Raw genomic sequence first — 14,806 nt, forward strand, 5'->3', positions numbered from 1 at the left:
GTCCCGGGCGCGTGAGAGCGCTGTCCCGCTCTGGTCCCGTCACCAACCGGGACGAGACGCGGGCACAGCCGGCTCTCTCCGGGACGCCGGCCCGGGACAGGACCGGGACACCGTTCCCATGTGCCCGGGGTACCGGTCCGCCTACCTTCATGGCAACGAGCGGTGAGGGAGGGCGTATGACGCAGCAGACGCGACAGAGCGATCGGCTGGCCTCGCGTCGCGCGGAGGAAGCGCGCCAGGCCGTGCGCAAGCGGCGTCGCGTCCTCGCGTTGTCGGTGGTCGCCGCGCTGGTACTGGCGACCGTCGTGGCGGTGCTGGCCGTCCAGGCGTGGTCGTCCGCCGACGAGGTTCGCCGCGGCATCGATCCGGGCCGGGCCAACGTGGCAGGCGAGGTCGTCTACCGCGACCTGGCGCGCAACCACGTCACCGGGCCGGTCGACTACGCCGCGACACCTGTGCCGCCGGTGGGCGGTCCGCACGACGGCACCTGGCAGAACGCGAACGGCGATGTGTACGAGCAACCGATACGTGCCGAGCATGCGGTTCACTCACTGGAACACGGCGCGGTGTGGGTCACGTACCGCGGCGACGTGTCCCGATCCGACTGGGACAGCCTGCGGGCGAAGGTCGAGGGCGTGCCGTACCGGATGATGAGCCCGCTCCCGCAGCAGCCGGCGCCCATCATGCTGACGGCCTGGGGTCATCAGCTGTCCGTCGACTCGGCCGGCGACGCCCGCATCGACGAGTTCCTCACCGCCTACACGCAGGGTCCGCAGGCGCCTGAGCCCGGCGCGCCGGTGACCGGCGGCCGGGCGGCACCGTGACACGCCTGCTCCGGATAACCGCCACCCTCGCCGTGCTGGCCGTCGGCCTGCTGATCGGCGAGCGGATGGGCCCCCGGCCGGTGGGCCCGCCGGGGGAAGGCTCGGCCGCGGTCGGGTTCTGCCGGGACATGGCCGTTCACCATCAGCAGGCGGTGGAGCTGTCGCTCGTGGTGCGCGACCGCAGCACCGACGACGACGTGCGGCGGCTCGCGTACGACGTGCTCACCACGCAGGCCGCGCAGCGCGGGATGATGCTCGGCTGGCTGACCTCGTGGGGCTACAGCGCGTCCGCCGCGCGTCCGCCGATGGCGTGGATGGCGATGCCCGGGTCACCTGCGGGACCGCCAATGCCCGGCATGGCCACCCGGGAGCAGGTCGCCGCGCTGGAGCGGGCCGGACCCGGGACGGCGGACGTCATGTACCTGCGGCTGTTGATTGCGCATCACCTCGGTGGCGTGCACATGACCGACGGCCTGCTCCGCCCGGGCGTCCCCGGCACGCCGCCGGAGGTGCGGTGGCTGGCGGAGGCGATGCGGAACTCGCAACGTGCCGAGATCGGAGCCCTGCGCGACATGCTAGCGGTTCGTGCGGCGCCCCCTCGGCGGGACAGCATCCACACGGGGGAGCCAGGAAGATGAAATTCGCGATTCTGGGACCGGTCTGCGTGTCGCGCGACGGGTCCGAGGTGCCCATCCCGGGGGCGATGCAGCGCACCCTGCTGGCGTGCCTGCTGCTCACCCACGGCCGGACGGTTCCCGACGGCCGCCTCGCCGGCCTGCTCTGGGGATGGCAGGCGCCGCGTACGGTCAGCGCCCAGCTGTACACCTACGTCTCCCGGCTCCGCAGCCGGCTGGGCACCGCGGTCCGCTTCGACCGGCTGAACCACGGCTACCGGCTGCGGATCGTCGACGGGAGCCTCGACGTCGACGACTTCACCCGGCTGTCCGCGGCCGGCCACGCCGAGCTGCGCGCCGGCCACCCGGAGACCGGCGCGCGGGCCCTGCGGGCGGCCCTGTCGCTGTGGCGTGGCCCGGGACTCGACGGTGTGACCAGGTACCTGCGCGACGCCGAGCTGCCGCAGCTCGACGAGGCCCGGATGGCGGCGCTGGAGAGCCGGATCGACGCGGAGCTGGCCCTGGGGGAGCATCAGCGACTGGTGCCGGAGCTGACCGGGCTGGTCACCCGCTACCCGCTGCGGGAGCGGCTCCGCGCTCAGTGGATGACCGCGCTCTACCGTTGCGAGCGCCGGGCCGACGCGCTGGCCGCCTACCGGGCCGGGCGGGAGCTGCTGACCAGCGAGATCGGCGTCGAGCCCGGCCCGCTGCTGAGCGCCACCCACCGGGCCGTCCTCGACGGGACCCTGCGCTGGCCCCGGGAGTCTGCCGGCCCGCCCTTCCCAGTGCGCTGATCAGTGACCCAGGCCGGCGTCCCGAGCTCGTACGGCCGCGGCCGTACGATCGGTGACCTGGAGCTTGATGAACGTGTGAGTGATGTGGTTGCGCACGGTCTTCTCGGAGAGCACCAGGTCACGGGCGATCTGGCGGTTCGTGTAGCCCCGGGCGATCAGGTCGAGCACCTGCCGTTCGCGCTCGGTCAGCTCGGGGAAGGCCGCCCGGCTCGGCACCTGGTACACCTCGGAGAAGTAGGTGGTGAGCCGGTCCGCCACCGACGGGCTGAAGACCGCACCCCCCGCCGCCACCGTGTGGATGGCCCGCACCAGCTCGTCGCGCGAGGACGTCTTGGCCAGGTAGCCGAGCACGCCGGCCCGCAGTACGGCCACCACCGTGTCGTCCTCCTCGGACATGGAGATGGCCAGCATCTTCATCGCGGCCTGGGCGGTCGCGTTGATCTGGGTGATCGCGCGGGCCACCTCGATGCCGGTGCGGTCGGGCAGCTGCAGGTCGAGCAGGACCACGTCGACCCGGCCGCACACCTCGGCCAGCGCCGCGATCGCCTCCGCACCGGTGGCGGCCTCCCCGACGATCTCGATGGTGTCATGAGTGGAGAGCGCCATGCGGAGGCCGTCGCGGAAGATCGGGTGGTCCTCGACGATGAAGATGCGGGCGATCACTGCCCGCTCCTCGGCAGGATCGCTCGCACCACCGCGCCCGTCTCATGGTTGAGCACCAGGAATCTGCCCTGAAGTTCCTCGGCGCGCCGCCGCATCGAGCCGAGGCCGACGCCGTCGCCCGGCCCGGCCGCCAACCGGCCGTTGCCGTCGTCGGCCACGTCGAGCAGCACGTGGCGGGAGTCCACCGCGAGGCGGACGGTCACCGTGCCGGCTCCGGCGTGGCGCAGCGAGTTGGTCACGCCCTCGCCAGCGATCAGGTACGCCGCCACCTGCACCGCGTCGGACAGCGGCGGGGCGTCCTCGGGCACTTCGGCCCGGACTGTCAGGCCGTCGTGCGCCAGCCGGGCGGCGAGTCGTTGCAGCGCGACGGGCAGGTCGCCGTCGTCGAGGTCGGCGGGCCGCAGCCCGTCGATCGCCCGGCGCACCTCCTCGGTGACCCGGGTCAGCTCGGTCGCCGCATCGGTGAGCAGCTGCCGGGCCGGCGAGTCGTCGGCCACGTGCGCGGCCGCGGTGTCCAGCCGCAACCGGAGGCCGCTCAGCGTCGGCCCGAGCCCGTCGTGCAGGTCGCGCCGGAGGCGCTCGCGTTCCTCGGTGCGGGCGGCGACGACCCGCCGGCGGAGCCGGGCGTGCAGCCGCCGGATCGTCTCGACGGTGCGGCGGCGCCGGGACCGGGACAGGTTGGCTGCCACCCGGTAGACCGCGCGGCCCAGCACAGCGGTGGTCACCGCCCAGCAGAGCATCATGACCACCAGCACGGCCGAGGATACGAACGCCGCGGCTACGACCGCGGCCAGCAGCACCAGCGCGGCGCCCACGAGCCCGAGCACCAGGCTGGCCGACAGAATCGCGGTGAGCGTCGGCGTGCACCGCCGCCGGGCGCGGTGGCCGGCCACGAACAGGAACGCCAGCACCGGGATCAGCACGACCCCGGGCAGCAGCAACAGCCGCGGGTGCGCGTCGCCGAGCAGGGCGGTGCCGGGACTGGGCGACAGGGCGGCGAGCAAGGGCGGCAGCGCGATGCCGCCCGCTGCAATCATAAGCGCCCGCGCCGGTCTCCGGTGCCGTGGCCCGATCGCGACCGCCTGGGAAGCCTCTTCCGTGGCAGTCGGCTCGTCGTCGTTTTCTTGACCTCTATGCCCCCGCAACTTGGTCATGGTGCCACAGTAGGCCGTTAACAATCATCTCACCAACATCAATGAGCGTCGAATTCTCGACATCAGTCCTATGTGGACGGCAATACGGCGCGAAGCGCAAGGCGAGTTCAGACGGTCGTAGCATTTGATCTTGGTGGTTGGGTGGGACAGGATGCCCGCCGTGCGTGCACCACTGACATTGACCGACCATGAAGAAATCTCCCACGGACTCGCGGAAGGCTTGCTGTACAAGGAAATCGGCGTCCGGATCGGCCGGAACCCGTCGATCGTGTCGCGGGAAGTAGCCCGGCACGGTGGCCGGGCAGGCTACCGGGCGGTGGCCGCCGACAGCACCGCCACGGCAGCCCGCCGGCGGCCGAAGTTGTTGGCGGTCGACCGGTCACCACGACTACGGTCGGTGGTCATCCAGCGGTTGCGGGCGGGTTGGTCACCGGCCTCGATCGCGGGTCGCTTGCCCGAGCTGGTGCCCGGCGACGACGCTGTGCGGGTGTCGCACGAAGCCATCTACCAACGGGTCTACGCCCAGCCCGTCTCCACCCTCGCCCGCGAGCTGATCGCTCTGCGGGCCGGCCGTCCGGCCCGCCGATCCGGGCCGCGTCCCGAGCCCGCACCGCGGATCCGCGAGCCCCGCTACCTCGACGAACGACCGCCCGAGGTCGAGGGCCGGGCCGTGCCCGGGCATTGGGAAGGGGACCTGGTGATCGGTAAGAACGGCAAGACCGCGGTGGCGACCCTGGTCGAACGCAGCTCACGGTTTCTGATCCTGGTCCCCGCTGGGCTCTGGCGCTCATTTTGTGAGTGATCTTGGTGGCGGCTCGCGTGTGGCGAGGACGCGTTTGCGGAGGAGGTCGAGGTTCGCGCGGCCGTACATCTGCCGTTTGATGGTTTTGATGCGGTTGACGTGGCCTTCGACGGGACCTGAGCTCCAGGGTTGGGTGAGGCCGGCGACGACGGCGTCGCGGTCGCTGATCAGGCCGGCGGCGAAGCCGCGCAGTTCGGTCTGGTCCCCACTCCTTGAGGCTTGGTTATGGGCGGTTGGCGGTTGTGTCGGTGGTCTGGCCTAGGCTGGGGCGACCATGGGGAAGACGGACCTGCTGCGTACGAGCCGCGATGGCGACCAGTTCCATTACCACTGGGCAGCGCGTCGGTGTTTGGCGCTCCTGCCGCCTATGGCTTCGCTGGCCGCCGTGGCGATCGAAGGGGTGTCGGAGGCAGAGTTCACTGGCGCCGACGGGATTGTCGCGGGTGAGCAGGTTATCGACATCGCGGAGTACTTCGGGTCTGAGCAGCTTTCGGACGCCGATCGTGAGTGCCTGCAGGCCGACCGCGTCGACGAGCCGGTCGTTGTGCACGTGACGGGCCAGCACGACCTTCTTCTTGCCGGACTGACGGGTGATCGGGCTGGTGCCGGCGTAGTTCTTGCGCGCCTTGGCGCTGGCGTAACGGGTCTTGTCGTCTCCGAACTCGGCGAGCACCCGGGCGCCGAGCACGGCACTCAACCCAGGCTGGCTGACGTAGATGTCAGCGTCAGGGTGCTGGCCAAAATGGGCCCTCAACTGCTCTTCCAAAGTCTTAATCTCGGTGTTGAGGGTGGTCAGGATGGCAACCTGGGCGCGGACCATAGCGGCGTACGCGGTGGTCACAACGGGCGGCTGCCCCAGGTGGTTGGCTCGTAGGGCATCTCGGATCGCCTCGGCCTTGACCGTGGCGTGATGACGCCGTGCCCGCTTGACCGCGGCGACGATCCGCGTCAAGGGCAGCCAGGCGGCCGATGCCGGCTCGGGCGCTTTGGCCAGGAGCTCCAGCGCTTCCGGCGCGGTCAGGTCAGCGAACGCGGCCAAAGCGGCGGGGAAGTACTCTGGGCTTGACCCGTTTCGACGGACAGGGTCGTTGTGTTGATCTTAGTTAGGCGGCTCGGTCGATCGGTAGCGGTTGTGAGCTGGTGGTCTCGAAGGCCGCAGGGCTGAGGTAGCCGAGGGTTGAGTGTCGGCGGCGGGTGTTGTACCAGCCCTCGATGTATTCGAATATGGCCTGGCGGGCGGCTTGGTGGGTGGGCCAGGCCTGGCGGTGCAGGAGTTCGGTTTTGATGGTGGCGAAGAACGACTCGGCGACTGCGTTGTCCCAGCACTGTCCGCGCCGGCCGACGGACAGGCGGATGTCGTGACGGTGTGCCAGGCGGGTGTGCTGGGCGCTGACGTATTGCGTGCCACGGTCGGAATGAAACACCAGCCCGGGCTCGGGTCGGCGGCGTGCGACAGCGTCGGCGAGGGCGGCGTCGACCAGGTCGGTCTTGAGGTTGTCGGCCACGGCCCAGCCGACGACCCGGCGTGATGCGAGATCGATGACAGTGGCCAGGTAGAGCCAGCCCTGCCACGTGTTGATGTAGGTGATGTCGCCGCACCAGCGGGTATCGATTACGCCAGGATCAACACGGAAATCGCGGCCGACCAGGTCAGGTCGGAGCCCGGCGGCCGGATCCGGGATTGTGGTCGTGCGCCAGCGGCGTGGGCTCTTGCCGGCGAGTCCGGCGATGCGCATCAGCCGGGCGACGCGTTTGCGGCCGTGCCGTAGCCCCTGTTCGGTGAGGTCAGCGTGGATCCGCGGCGCCCCGTAGGTGCCCTTGGACCGTTCGTGCAGCACGGTGATCTTGTCGGTGAGCCGGGCATCGACCCGCTCGCGCTGCGACTGGGTGCCGGTTTTCTGCTGGTAGTAGGCGGATCGGGAGACCTCGAGCAGTTCGCAGGCACGTTTAACGTTGTGCTTGCCGGCCTGCTCCGCGGCGATGAACGGGAAGACGTTCACCGGGTCTCCTTCGCGAAGAAAGCCGTTGCCCGTTTGAGCACATCGACGTCTTCGCGCAGCCTGCGGTTCTCTTTGCGCAGCTGTGCGAGTTCGGCCCGTTCGTCGGTGGTCAGCCCATCGGCGCGGACGCCGGTGTCGAGTTCGGCCTGCTTGACCCACTCACGCACTGCCGTCTCGGTCAGGTCGAAGTCCTGGCTGACCTGCCGGAGCGTGCGGTCACCACGCTGACACAACTCGACGATCTCGGCCTTGAACTCCGGCGTGAACGAACGCCGAGGCCGCGGCCGCTTCTTTCCCATGCTCTCCATGATGCTGGACATCCTCCCGGAGACCCCAGGTCCCCTGATCTCGGATGTCCGTCAAAACGGGGCAGGCCCACTCCCTCAGCGCGCTGCGAAGCCGCAGCATGTGCCTGGTCTGCTCCCAGATCAGCGTCTTGTGAGCGCGGGTGACGACCTTGATCGCCTCAGATTGGTCGCTGTCGCCGGCTACCGGCCGCAGTTGGTGCCGGGCCGCGCGGACCATGTCGGCCAGTGTGTGAGCGTCGGCGGTGTCACTCTTGCCCCCGGATACCGAGCGTCGTTCCCGATAGCGCGCGACCTGCAGCGGGTTGATCGCGTACACCTGATAACCGGCCGCGATCAACGCCTGGACCCACGGGCCACGGTCGGTCTCGATGCCAACAACCACCTGAGCTGCGCCATCATCCTCTGCCAGGTGTTCGCCGATCATGGCGTGCAGTCGCGTGACGCCGGCGATGCCCTCAGGCAGCTTCACCTTTCCCAGCCGTCGGCCGGTCTCGTCCTGCAGCTCGACGTCATGGTGTTCCTCGGCCCAGTCATCGCCAACAAACAGCAACTTCGGTCCCTCTCCTCCCGCCCGCGGGCTAGTACTGCAACGGCAGTTGGTTAGGGGTAGCCGTGTCGTCGGTAGTGGCAGGTTCGGGCTTGGTGTTGGCGGCGTCGTCGCCAGCGGGACCAGGCCCAGATGTGTTCTGGTGGGTGGGTTTGTCGCACGGCCAGTGCGGTGAGGAGTCTGCGGATCTCCGGTACGGTGTAGCCGATCATCAGGTGTTCGCCGTGGTCGGTTCCCCTTTTACCGCAAGGGATCTGGCCACCGAGAGCCACGCGTGGGCGGCCATCGACAAGGTGATGTGGGCGTACCAGGCCCGCCAGTCGCGGACCTGGTACTGGTCCAGCCCGGCCTCGTTCTTGGCCTGCTGGAAGCACTCCTCGACCGCCCACCGGGACCCGGCGACCCGGGCCAGGTCGACCAGCCGGGTCCGACGGGGTCCGTAGCAGACGTAGTAGGCAATCTCCCCGGTGGTCATATTGCGGCGGGCGAGGAGCCAATGGCCGCGACCCGGCTGCCAGAACACCCTGATCGGCACCCGCGCCCACCAGTACTCCCTCGGGCCGTGCGCCCCGGCACCGGCAGACAGGCGGCACCACGCCTGCTCAGGTAGGTCGGCGATGAGGTCGTCGGCTCGGGCCGTGCCCATGCTGGTGGTGATCATGTCGTCGTTGCGGCGGGTCGCGACCACATAAGCGACATCCCGTTGTTCCAACCAGACCCGCAACGACTTCGACTGCCCGTAGGCCTCGTCCATCGTCACCCACCCGACCGGCACCCCCGCGTCCAGGGCGCGGCCGAGCATGGTGCGGGCCATCTGGACCTTCGTGGCGAACTCGACCTCGTCCGGGATGCCGGCGGCCCGGCACCGGTCCCGGTCATCGGTCCAGGACGTCGGTAGGTAGAGCTGCCGGTCGATCAACGCGTGGCCCTTGCTGGAGCGGTAGGCCAGGAACACTCCGACCTGGCAGTTCTCCGTCCTGCCGGCGGTCCCGGAGTACTGGCGTTGCACCCCGGCCGACCGGACACCCTTCTTCAGGAACCCGGTGTCATCCACGATCAACACGCCCCGCGGGTCACCGAGATGCTCGACCACGTAGTCCCGCACATCGTCACGGACCACGTCGACGTCCCAGTCAGCCCACCGCAGCAACCGCTGCATCCCGTCCGGAGACACGTCCCCGGCCTGCTCCGCGAGGGTCCACCCGTTCTTCCGGTCCAGGCTCGTCACCAGCCCACACAGGTACTGACGAGCCCGCCGCCGCGGCTCCGCCCGACGAAACCGGGCACCTATCCGATCGTGAAGGTGGTCCAACTCCGCATGCCACCGATCAACATCGACATCCGTCACGCTATACCCAACGAACGTGAACAGGACTCGACTCGGTCAGTGCCGTTGCAGTACTAGGACGCGTGGCCCGATGGCTGCGCCTACCTGATCCTCCAACTGCCGTGACGGCTGACCTGGAAGGATTCCCATCGAATCGGGCACAATGCTCGCCATGCGAAGCGATTCCGCGCCATCGTCGAAGCGTCTCCGCTACCGGGAGACCAGCGTAGAGGCGAGACAGATCTTGTCACAGGAGGGCGAGTCACATCGATTCGAGTTTAAGGAGACAGCCGAGGCCGTTGACGCGCGCGTCCTAACTGCGGCTGCCAACGCTGTGCTGGTTGACCAGATAACCGAGGGTTTTGTAACGATCCTGGTTGGAGTCAAGGAGGTAGCCGACGAGCAGACTGGCGTCGTTCGCGGCGAGGTCGTGGGACTGGTCAAGATGAACGACGAGCGGGCTCGCCGTTCATCGCTCGAGAAGGCTAGGCAGAAGATCCAGAGTCGAGCGAGTGAGACGCTTCCCGTGCCAGTCAACCTGCGCATCATCGAAGAAGGGGTTGATACGTCCGCGCCGTTTCTTCGGCTCGAGGTCGGGCCAACCCGCGCGCCGCACTACACCCGAGATGGGCTTCGTGTCACCAGGTATGGCGCCTCAACGCGCGCAATCACCGACGAGGAGCTCATCGACTTGTACCTGGTGCGGGAGGCCGAGGCATTCCGGCAGCGGTTTAGTGCGATCGCCGCAGGCCTGACCGGGACTGTCGAAACGCTCCGTGGGAACGTCGAAGCCACGTCAGAGGCCATCATGTCGGCACTGAAGGAGGTGGAGGACAGTGCAGGGTATGCCGCCGTCGAAGCTTCGGAAGCCGCGAGCACTCTCCGCGATATCGAAATTGAGCTGCAGGACCGCCCAACGTCGGACCAGGTCATCGACTGGCTCGAACACGGCGACGTGACCCTCGCAGCTAACCTGTCCCGGGTGGCGGCGCACCTGACCCGCCGGATCAAGTCCCAACGAGTCCAGCCGATGAAACCACGGCCGCGGAAGGCGACTCCCTGACGCCAGGCATGAGCCGATGGTCGGGTGCGGCGAAGCACCTAACCCTCTGCCAGATTCCCGTCCTCGGGTCCTTCGCCCCCGTCAACCTAGATGTCAGCTAGCAGCGGGCCTGTCCCTGCCTCAGCCCGCCTCGCTGCACGCTCTGTCTCGTCTGTCGGCTCCGCCTGAAAACTGACCATGTGGTTCCGGCTGAATCGGGACCACCTCCTGAAGCATCGGGAGGTGCTGAGCGTGGAGGATTGGGCAGAGATCCGGCGGCTGCGGCGGTCGGAGGGCATGGCGATCCAGGCGATCGCACGGCGTTTGAGGATGTCTCGTAACACCGTGAAGAAGGCCTTGGCCGGTGATGAGCCGCCCCGGTATCGGCGGGCGGCGAAGGGGTCGATCGTGGATGCGGTCGAGCCGAGGATCAGGGCGTTGTTGGCGGAGTTCCCGGAGATGCCCTCGACGGTGATCATGGAGCGGGTGGGGTGGGCCCGGGGCAAGACGGTCTTCTGTGACCGGGTGCAGCAGCTGCGGCCGTTGTTCCGCCGGCCGGATCCGTGCCAGCGGATGGAGTATCTGCCGGGTTGACCGTCGTTTGACCGTGGAAACGTACGTGTCGCCTCGTCCTGGGCGGTGCCGCATCGTGTCGTGTCTCACCTCGTCGTCCGCAGCCGGCTGGTCTTGTCTCCGGCGCGTGTTCAACGCCTGGACCGGCTATCCCGGTCGGCTGGCCTTCTCGGGAGGGCGCGCTTGGACAGTCCGAATGTCAATGGCTGTTCCTGGCCCCGGTCGGTCCGTTCTCGCCAGACCGCGCGGATCTGGTCCCCGATCGATGGGGCTTGGCCGCGTCCCGCGTGGGCTGTCGATGGGTGCCGCGTGGGGTCGAGCATGTTGTTGCCTATCGCTCTGTGGGCCGCGGCGTTCTGTGTCTACGACGCCGTACGGCACCGGAGGGCTTCCGCCTAGGTTTGGGAGCGATCGGAGTGGGGCGGGTCGGGGTGATGGGCGGGATCACAATCACCCGGCTTTGGGTCATCGTCAGTCGGGTAATCGTTCTTCGGTGACCGCTCTGACAACGACGTTTCCCGGACGCAAACAGGGCTACGCATCGTCGGCCCGTTCGAGCCGGATCACGCAGCCCGTCGGTGGCTGGTGGCGGAGAGCATCGACGACCTGGCCCTTGGGTGGGGCTTCCTCGCGGCGGACGTATGTGCCTTGCTGAAAGGAGATCCTGGTCAACCCGCGTAGCCGGACGAGAACACGAGCCTCGTATGCCGACACCTACAGCCGACCTGGTCAAACACCGTGCTCGCACTCGCGCACGACACTGCCGAAGGGGCCGCGTCGGAGGATGGTCAGGTAAGCGATCCTTCCCGGATCGACGATCGGCCGGATACCGGGGCGAGTGGCCGGGCGTTGGACATGCCTTTGTGCGCCGAGGAGCTGGTCGAGGTGGGGACTCACTCAACCCCAGCCTTGCCGGGTCAGCCCCGAAACTGGCCGTATGGTGCGTGCCCCATCATGAGAATGTGGCTGGCGATGAGGTCGCACTCGACCTCTAGCCGCTGAGACCTGGAACGCCCGGCCAGATCAGCCCACGAGCACTGGACGTCCCCGCGGAATGCCCTGTGCTGCCGGTGATCATCGCGCCGCCCCTTGGCGGCATGACTTGCCAACCGGGCGCGGACGATTCCTTGACCGATGTACGCCAGTCCTTCCAAGCCGTCGGTATCCGTGCTGCGTCCTTCATTGCCGAGACGGCGTACCCGGTAGACGCCGGTGACCGGGCTAGCAGCCAGCATCGGGCTCCACGGACTCCAGGCCAACGTGGCCCAGTCCGCCGCGGTCGGATTGCCGTGCAGATCGAGGACGGCGGGTTCGTCGGCCGATCGTCGCGCGTCCGAATCTGGATAGCCGCGCCGTCGCCGACCGGAGCGCACGAGCGCAGCGGTATTGCCAGTGGACTTGACCCAGCCGTCGGGCATACGTCCGAAGTTGGCCGTGGGCGACCGGCCGTACTTCGCCCGGCACTCGGAAAGGAGCACGCACTCGGCCGCCAGCCGGTCGTCCTTCGTGCCGTCGAACTCGGCCACGGAGAACTCGAACGCTGCCTCGCCTTCAGTGCGCATCACCCAGAGGCACGGTGCAGCCGTGTGCGGGTCGTTGTAGGGCATGTCGTCGTCGTAGAGGACGCAGAGCTGGCTCAGCCGGCCGCGTAGTCCGCTCGTCTGGCCGATGTAGGCGAGACCGCTCCCACCTGAGGTCCTGACACGGTACAGCCCGGGTGACTGGGGTATCCGCAGGCGGGCGGCACGGTCATCTAGCGGACTCCAGTCGCTCCACTCTAGCGCCGTCATCGTTGTGATTCCCGTTCCGGGCTAGTCGGCTGTCTGCGGCCGAGGGTGTAGCGGCTGTGCAAAAAATCCGTCAGCCGCTGAATGTGGCGCGGAATATTTTCGATGTCATTCCACTTGTGTACCTGGCCGCCGCTGAAAATCCACGCCCCTTCGGTCCAGTGGCAGTCCACGGCGACGAGTTTTAGATCGGCAACGAACTGGTCAGTCGCGACGATGCCATCGTTCACGGCCCGCACGTGGACGATCGCATCCATGAGGTATCCCATGCTGATGATTCCCGTTCCGTGCATCAGGCGCGAGTTTCGAACAGGCTTACCCCACGCTTCGGGAAAGACTTCACGAACCGCGCTCCAGAAGTTGCATAACAGCGTGTGCGCTTCACCGCGGCGAACCATGTCTTCGTCATTGCGCAACCGGTACAACGCGCCGTCGGTGAGGCTGTTCTGGAGCATTCGCAGGACATTACTGTCGTTGATGTAGCCACCCGGATTGGTGGTTGTCTTGATCATTCGGTATAGCGGGGATCTGACTGCGTCCGAATTCAATCGTTCGAGGAGCGTCGCCGGTAACTGGCGGAGGTGCAACAGTGGCGGTAGCGTGCCTGCGGCTGTGGGTAGCAGTTCGTTGACGAGTCCCGTAGGCAGCGGTCGGGTGCGGTTGAGAAGTATGAACTGGGACCTCTGATCGGCTACCCCGTCGGCGAGAAAGGCATTGACGGCGACGGGGAACGCGTCCACGCGGGCGTCCCTGATAGCCGCGCAGCGGTGTTGCCCGTCGACGATTAGGCCGGGTCGTTCATGCTCGGGACCATCGGTCGCCGGAACGATCAGATATCCACTTTGCACGTATTCAGGCACGGCTTCGCCGGTCGGCGTCGTTTCGAAGCGAACCCGCTCATCGAAGGCGACGACGATGGCGTTGGGCATGAGCGGGCTGGGGTCATCTTCGAGATAGCGGCGGATCGCCGCGACGTGGGTGCCACTCTCCGGTCGCTGATAGCCGTTAACCTGGCCATCCGGCCGTTTGATACGAGAAACCGTGGCGATCTTCGGCAACAGCGTGCCGTCGATGGCAAACGTATAGACGGCACGCCCGCGTCCCTGGTCGATCTTCAAGGCGGGAAGCCGGAGTTCCGATTTGTCGTTCACGCAGCGTCCTTCCGCTGTTGCCGGGTACGTAGTTGCTGCTCAAAGACATAGAGGTTGTGGAAGCCGCGTCGTTTGTTGCGCTCCGAGCCGCGGAAGACAGCGATCTCGATACCGAGCGCTTTGCAGAGATCACATGGACAATGCCGCCATGGCCGGTCGACGAGAGTTTGGCGGTATTGGGCGCTGCGATCAGTCTTGCCGTCCCATACGGCACCGTAGCGGACGAGGGCTTCAACTACGTCGTCGACTTCGATCTTGTCCGAGTCGAACTGCCGGAGTTGGTGCAGCGCGTTGCGTTCCAGTTTCGCTGCCTGTTCCTGGCGGATCTCACCGGCACGAATCCGGCCCTTCAGCTTGGCGTTTACGTCGACTTGGGGAACTCGGAGTGCCACGTAGGTGCGGGTCGGGGTGTAGTAGTTGTTCCGGTCGTCCTTGAACGCTTGGCGGAAGGGTGAGCTACTGTCGAAGCTGGACACACCCAGTCGGGCGAAGTGCGGGACGTCGTCGCAGCGACTGATCCCGAGCAGATGCAGCTGGGTCTCTTTGTCCCGAACGTCGGCGACGGCGGCGAGGCAGGCCAGGATGTCGCGGGACTTCAGGGGAACCATTCCACCCAAAGCGATCCGTCGATAGCCGATCCGCTGGAGGACGCTGACCGAGTCGGCGTAAGACTGCGGACTCCAGCCCTGGGCGACACCGTATGGTTCGAACCGCACTCGCCGCGCTGTGCACCGCTGCAGGAAGAGGTCGGCCAGCTCCAGGGTGATGTGCTGCCGGTAAGCCCATCCCCGGGTGATCGCGTCATCTCGGGTCGCGACGGGATCGTATTGAAAAATTACGTGGTCGACGGCGATGCCGTAGTCGAAGCCGGAGCTCTCGTAGAAGTCGATGACCTCATCGGGCGTGTACGGCGGGTACTCCTCGGCGACGTACGAGAACGCACCGCAGTCGCCCATGATCTTCAGTTGGGTCTGGCTCTGGTCCAGCCGGAAGAACCGGCGTGCGCCTTCACGGTAGAGACGGTGCCGCTGGGCGACGGTGTACTTGCCATCGACAGCAGCCTTCGAAATCAGTAAACCGTCGTACGGCGCGCCTGTGAGAGCCTCGTGCGCGTAGCAGTCGTCACGTTGCCGGACGCGGAACGGATCGCGCTCCTCGGAGAGGAAGTCGAAGGCCGGATCGATCTGGTCCTGGCTGTCCGGAAAGAAGAATCTCACCTA

General features: G+C 67.4%; 12 protein-coding genes and 5 pseudogenes. 6 read left to right on the plus strand and 11 right to left on the minus strand.

The genetic code is table 11. From position 1 onward, the window contains the following. Nucleotides 1-176: 176 nt before the first annotated feature. From OIE47_RS26250 to OIE47_RS26260, 3 genes are read left to right on the plus strand one after another with little or no spacing between them, the layout of a single operon-like run. A complete protein-coding gene (locus tag OIE47_RS26250) occupies nucleotides 177-824 on the plus strand; it encodes a DUF3105 domain-containing protein (protein ID WP_326557175.1) in 648 nt (215 codons plus the stop codon). Next, entirely contained in the window at nucleotides 821-1,462 is a 642-nt protein-coding gene (locus tag OIE47_RS26255) for a DUF305 domain-containing protein (RefSeq protein ID WP_326557176.1), read from the plus strand. Before OIE47_RS26250 ends, OIE47_RS26255 begins: the two co-directional genes overlap by 4 nt. Then, a complete protein-coding gene (locus tag OIE47_RS26260) occupies nucleotides 1,459-2,232 on the plus strand; it encodes an AfsR/SARP family transcriptional regulator (protein WP_326557177.1) in 774 nt (257 codons plus the stop codon). Before OIE47_RS26255 ends, OIE47_RS26260 begins: the two co-directional genes overlap by 4 nt. On the opposite strand, the gene OIE47_RS26265 is transcribed toward OIE47_RS26260, so the two are convergent. Both OIE47_RS26265 and OIE47_RS26270 read right to left on the minus strand, forming a co-directional pair. Then, entirely contained in the window at nucleotides 2,233-2,895 is a 663-nt protein-coding gene (locus OIE47_RS26265; protein WP_326557178.1) for a response regulator transcription factor, read from the minus strand. Further along, nucleotides 2,892-3,932: a sensor histidine kinase gene (locus OIE47_RS26270; RefSeq protein WP_326557179.1), complete on the minus strand. Its 1,041-nt coding sequence runs from the start codon at nucleotides 3,930-3,932 to the stop codon at nucleotides 2,892-2,894. Before OIE47_RS26270 ends, OIE47_RS26265 begins: the two co-directional genes overlap by 4 nt. A 268-nt stretch (nucleotides 3,933-4,200) precedes the next feature. On the opposite strand from OIE47_RS26270, the pseudogene OIE47_RS26275 reads away from it, so the two are divergent. After that, nucleotides 4,201-4,818 (plus strand): annotated as a pseudogene (locus tag OIE47_RS26275) (IS30 family transposase); the annotation flags it as partial. 18 nt (nucleotides 4,819-4,836) lie between these two features. Here the strand turns inward: OIE47_RS26275 and OIE47_RS26280 are convergent. The 6 genes and pseudogenes from OIE47_RS26280 to OIE47_RS26305 form a co-directional block, all read right to left on the minus strand. Continuing rightward, a pseudogene (locus OIE47_RS26280) lies at nucleotides 4,837-5,064 on the minus strand (transposase); the annotation flags it as partial. A 226-nt stretch (nucleotides 5,065-5,290) separates the two neighbouring features. Continuing rightward, a pseudogene (locus OIE47_RS26285) lies at nucleotides 5,291-5,911 on the minus strand (transposase); the annotation flags it as partial. 43 nt (nucleotides 5,912-5,954) lie between these two features. Next, nucleotides 5,955-6,851: an IS3 family transposase gene (locus OIE47_RS26290; RefSeq protein ID WP_326556611.1), complete on the minus strand. Its 897-nt coding sequence runs from the start codon at nucleotides 6,849-6,851 to the stop codon at nucleotides 5,955-5,957. Further along, nucleotides 6,848-7,150, minus strand: coding sequence for a transposase (locus OIE47_RS26295; RefSeq protein ID WP_185755210.1), 303 nt, complete (start codon nucleotides 7,148-7,150; stop codon nucleotides 6,848-6,850). Before OIE47_RS26295 ends, OIE47_RS26290 begins: the two co-directional genes overlap by 4 nt. A gap of 46 nt (nucleotides 7,151-7,196) precedes the next feature. Beyond that, nucleotides 7,197-7,709 (minus strand): annotated as a pseudogene (locus OIE47_RS26300) (IS110 family transposase); the annotation flags it as partial. Between the two features lie 208 nt (nucleotides 7,710-7,917). Next, entirely contained in the window at nucleotides 7,918-9,054 is a 1,137-nt protein-coding gene (locus OIE47_RS26305; RefSeq protein ID WP_442791994.1) for an IS701 family transposase, read from the minus strand. A gap of 151 nt (nucleotides 9,055-9,205) precedes the next feature. On the opposite strand from OIE47_RS26305, the gene OIE47_RS26310 reads away from it, so the two are divergent. Further along, nucleotides 9,206-10,096 carry an AlbA family DNA-binding domain-containing protein gene (locus OIE47_RS26310; RefSeq protein WP_326557182.1) on the plus strand — a complete coding sequence of 297 codons (891 nt, stop codon included), beginning with the start codon at nucleotides 9,206-9,208 and terminating at the stop codon, nucleotides 10,094-10,096. A 222-nt stretch (nucleotides 10,097-10,318) separates the two neighbouring features. After that, nucleotides 10,319-10,666, plus strand: a pseudogene (locus tag OIE47_RS26315) (helix-turn-helix domain-containing protein); the annotation flags it as partial. A gap of 899 nt (nucleotides 10,667-11,565) precedes the next feature. Here the strand turns inward: OIE47_RS26315 and OIE47_RS26320 are convergent. The 3 genes from OIE47_RS26320 to dpdA all read right to left on the minus strand — a co-directional run bounded on the left by OIE47_RS26320 (nucleotide 11,566) and on the right by dpdA (nucleotide 14,803). Further along, nucleotides 11,566-12,255: a hypothetical protein gene (locus OIE47_RS26320; protein WP_326557183.1), complete on the minus strand. Its 690-nt coding sequence runs from the start codon at nucleotides 12,253-12,255 to the stop codon at nucleotides 11,566-11,568. 179 nt (nucleotides 12,256-12,434) lie between these two features. Beyond that, a complete protein-coding gene (gene dbpB / locus OIE47_RS26325; RefSeq protein WP_326557184.1) occupies nucleotides 12,435-13,586 on the minus strand; it encodes a DGQHR domain-containing protein DpdB in 1,152 nt (383 codons plus the stop codon). Further along, the gene (dpdA, locus tag OIE47_RS26330) at nucleotides 13,583-14,803 is read right to left on the minus strand and encodes a tRNA-guanine transglycosylase DpdA (protein ID WP_326557185.1); all 1,221 of its coding nucleotides are present in this window, start codon (nucleotides 14,801-14,803) and stop codon (nucleotides 13,583-13,585) included. The genes dbpB and dpdA overlap by 4 nt, the downstream gene beginning before the upstream one ends. Between the last annotated feature and the right edge of the window lie 3 nt (nucleotides 14,804-14,806).

Origin of the sequence: Micromonospora sp. NBC_01796, assembly GCF_035917455.1 — a bacterium.
Taxonomy (GTDB): Bacteria; Actinomycetota; Actinomycetes; order Mycobacteriales; family Micromonosporaceae; genus Micromonospora_G.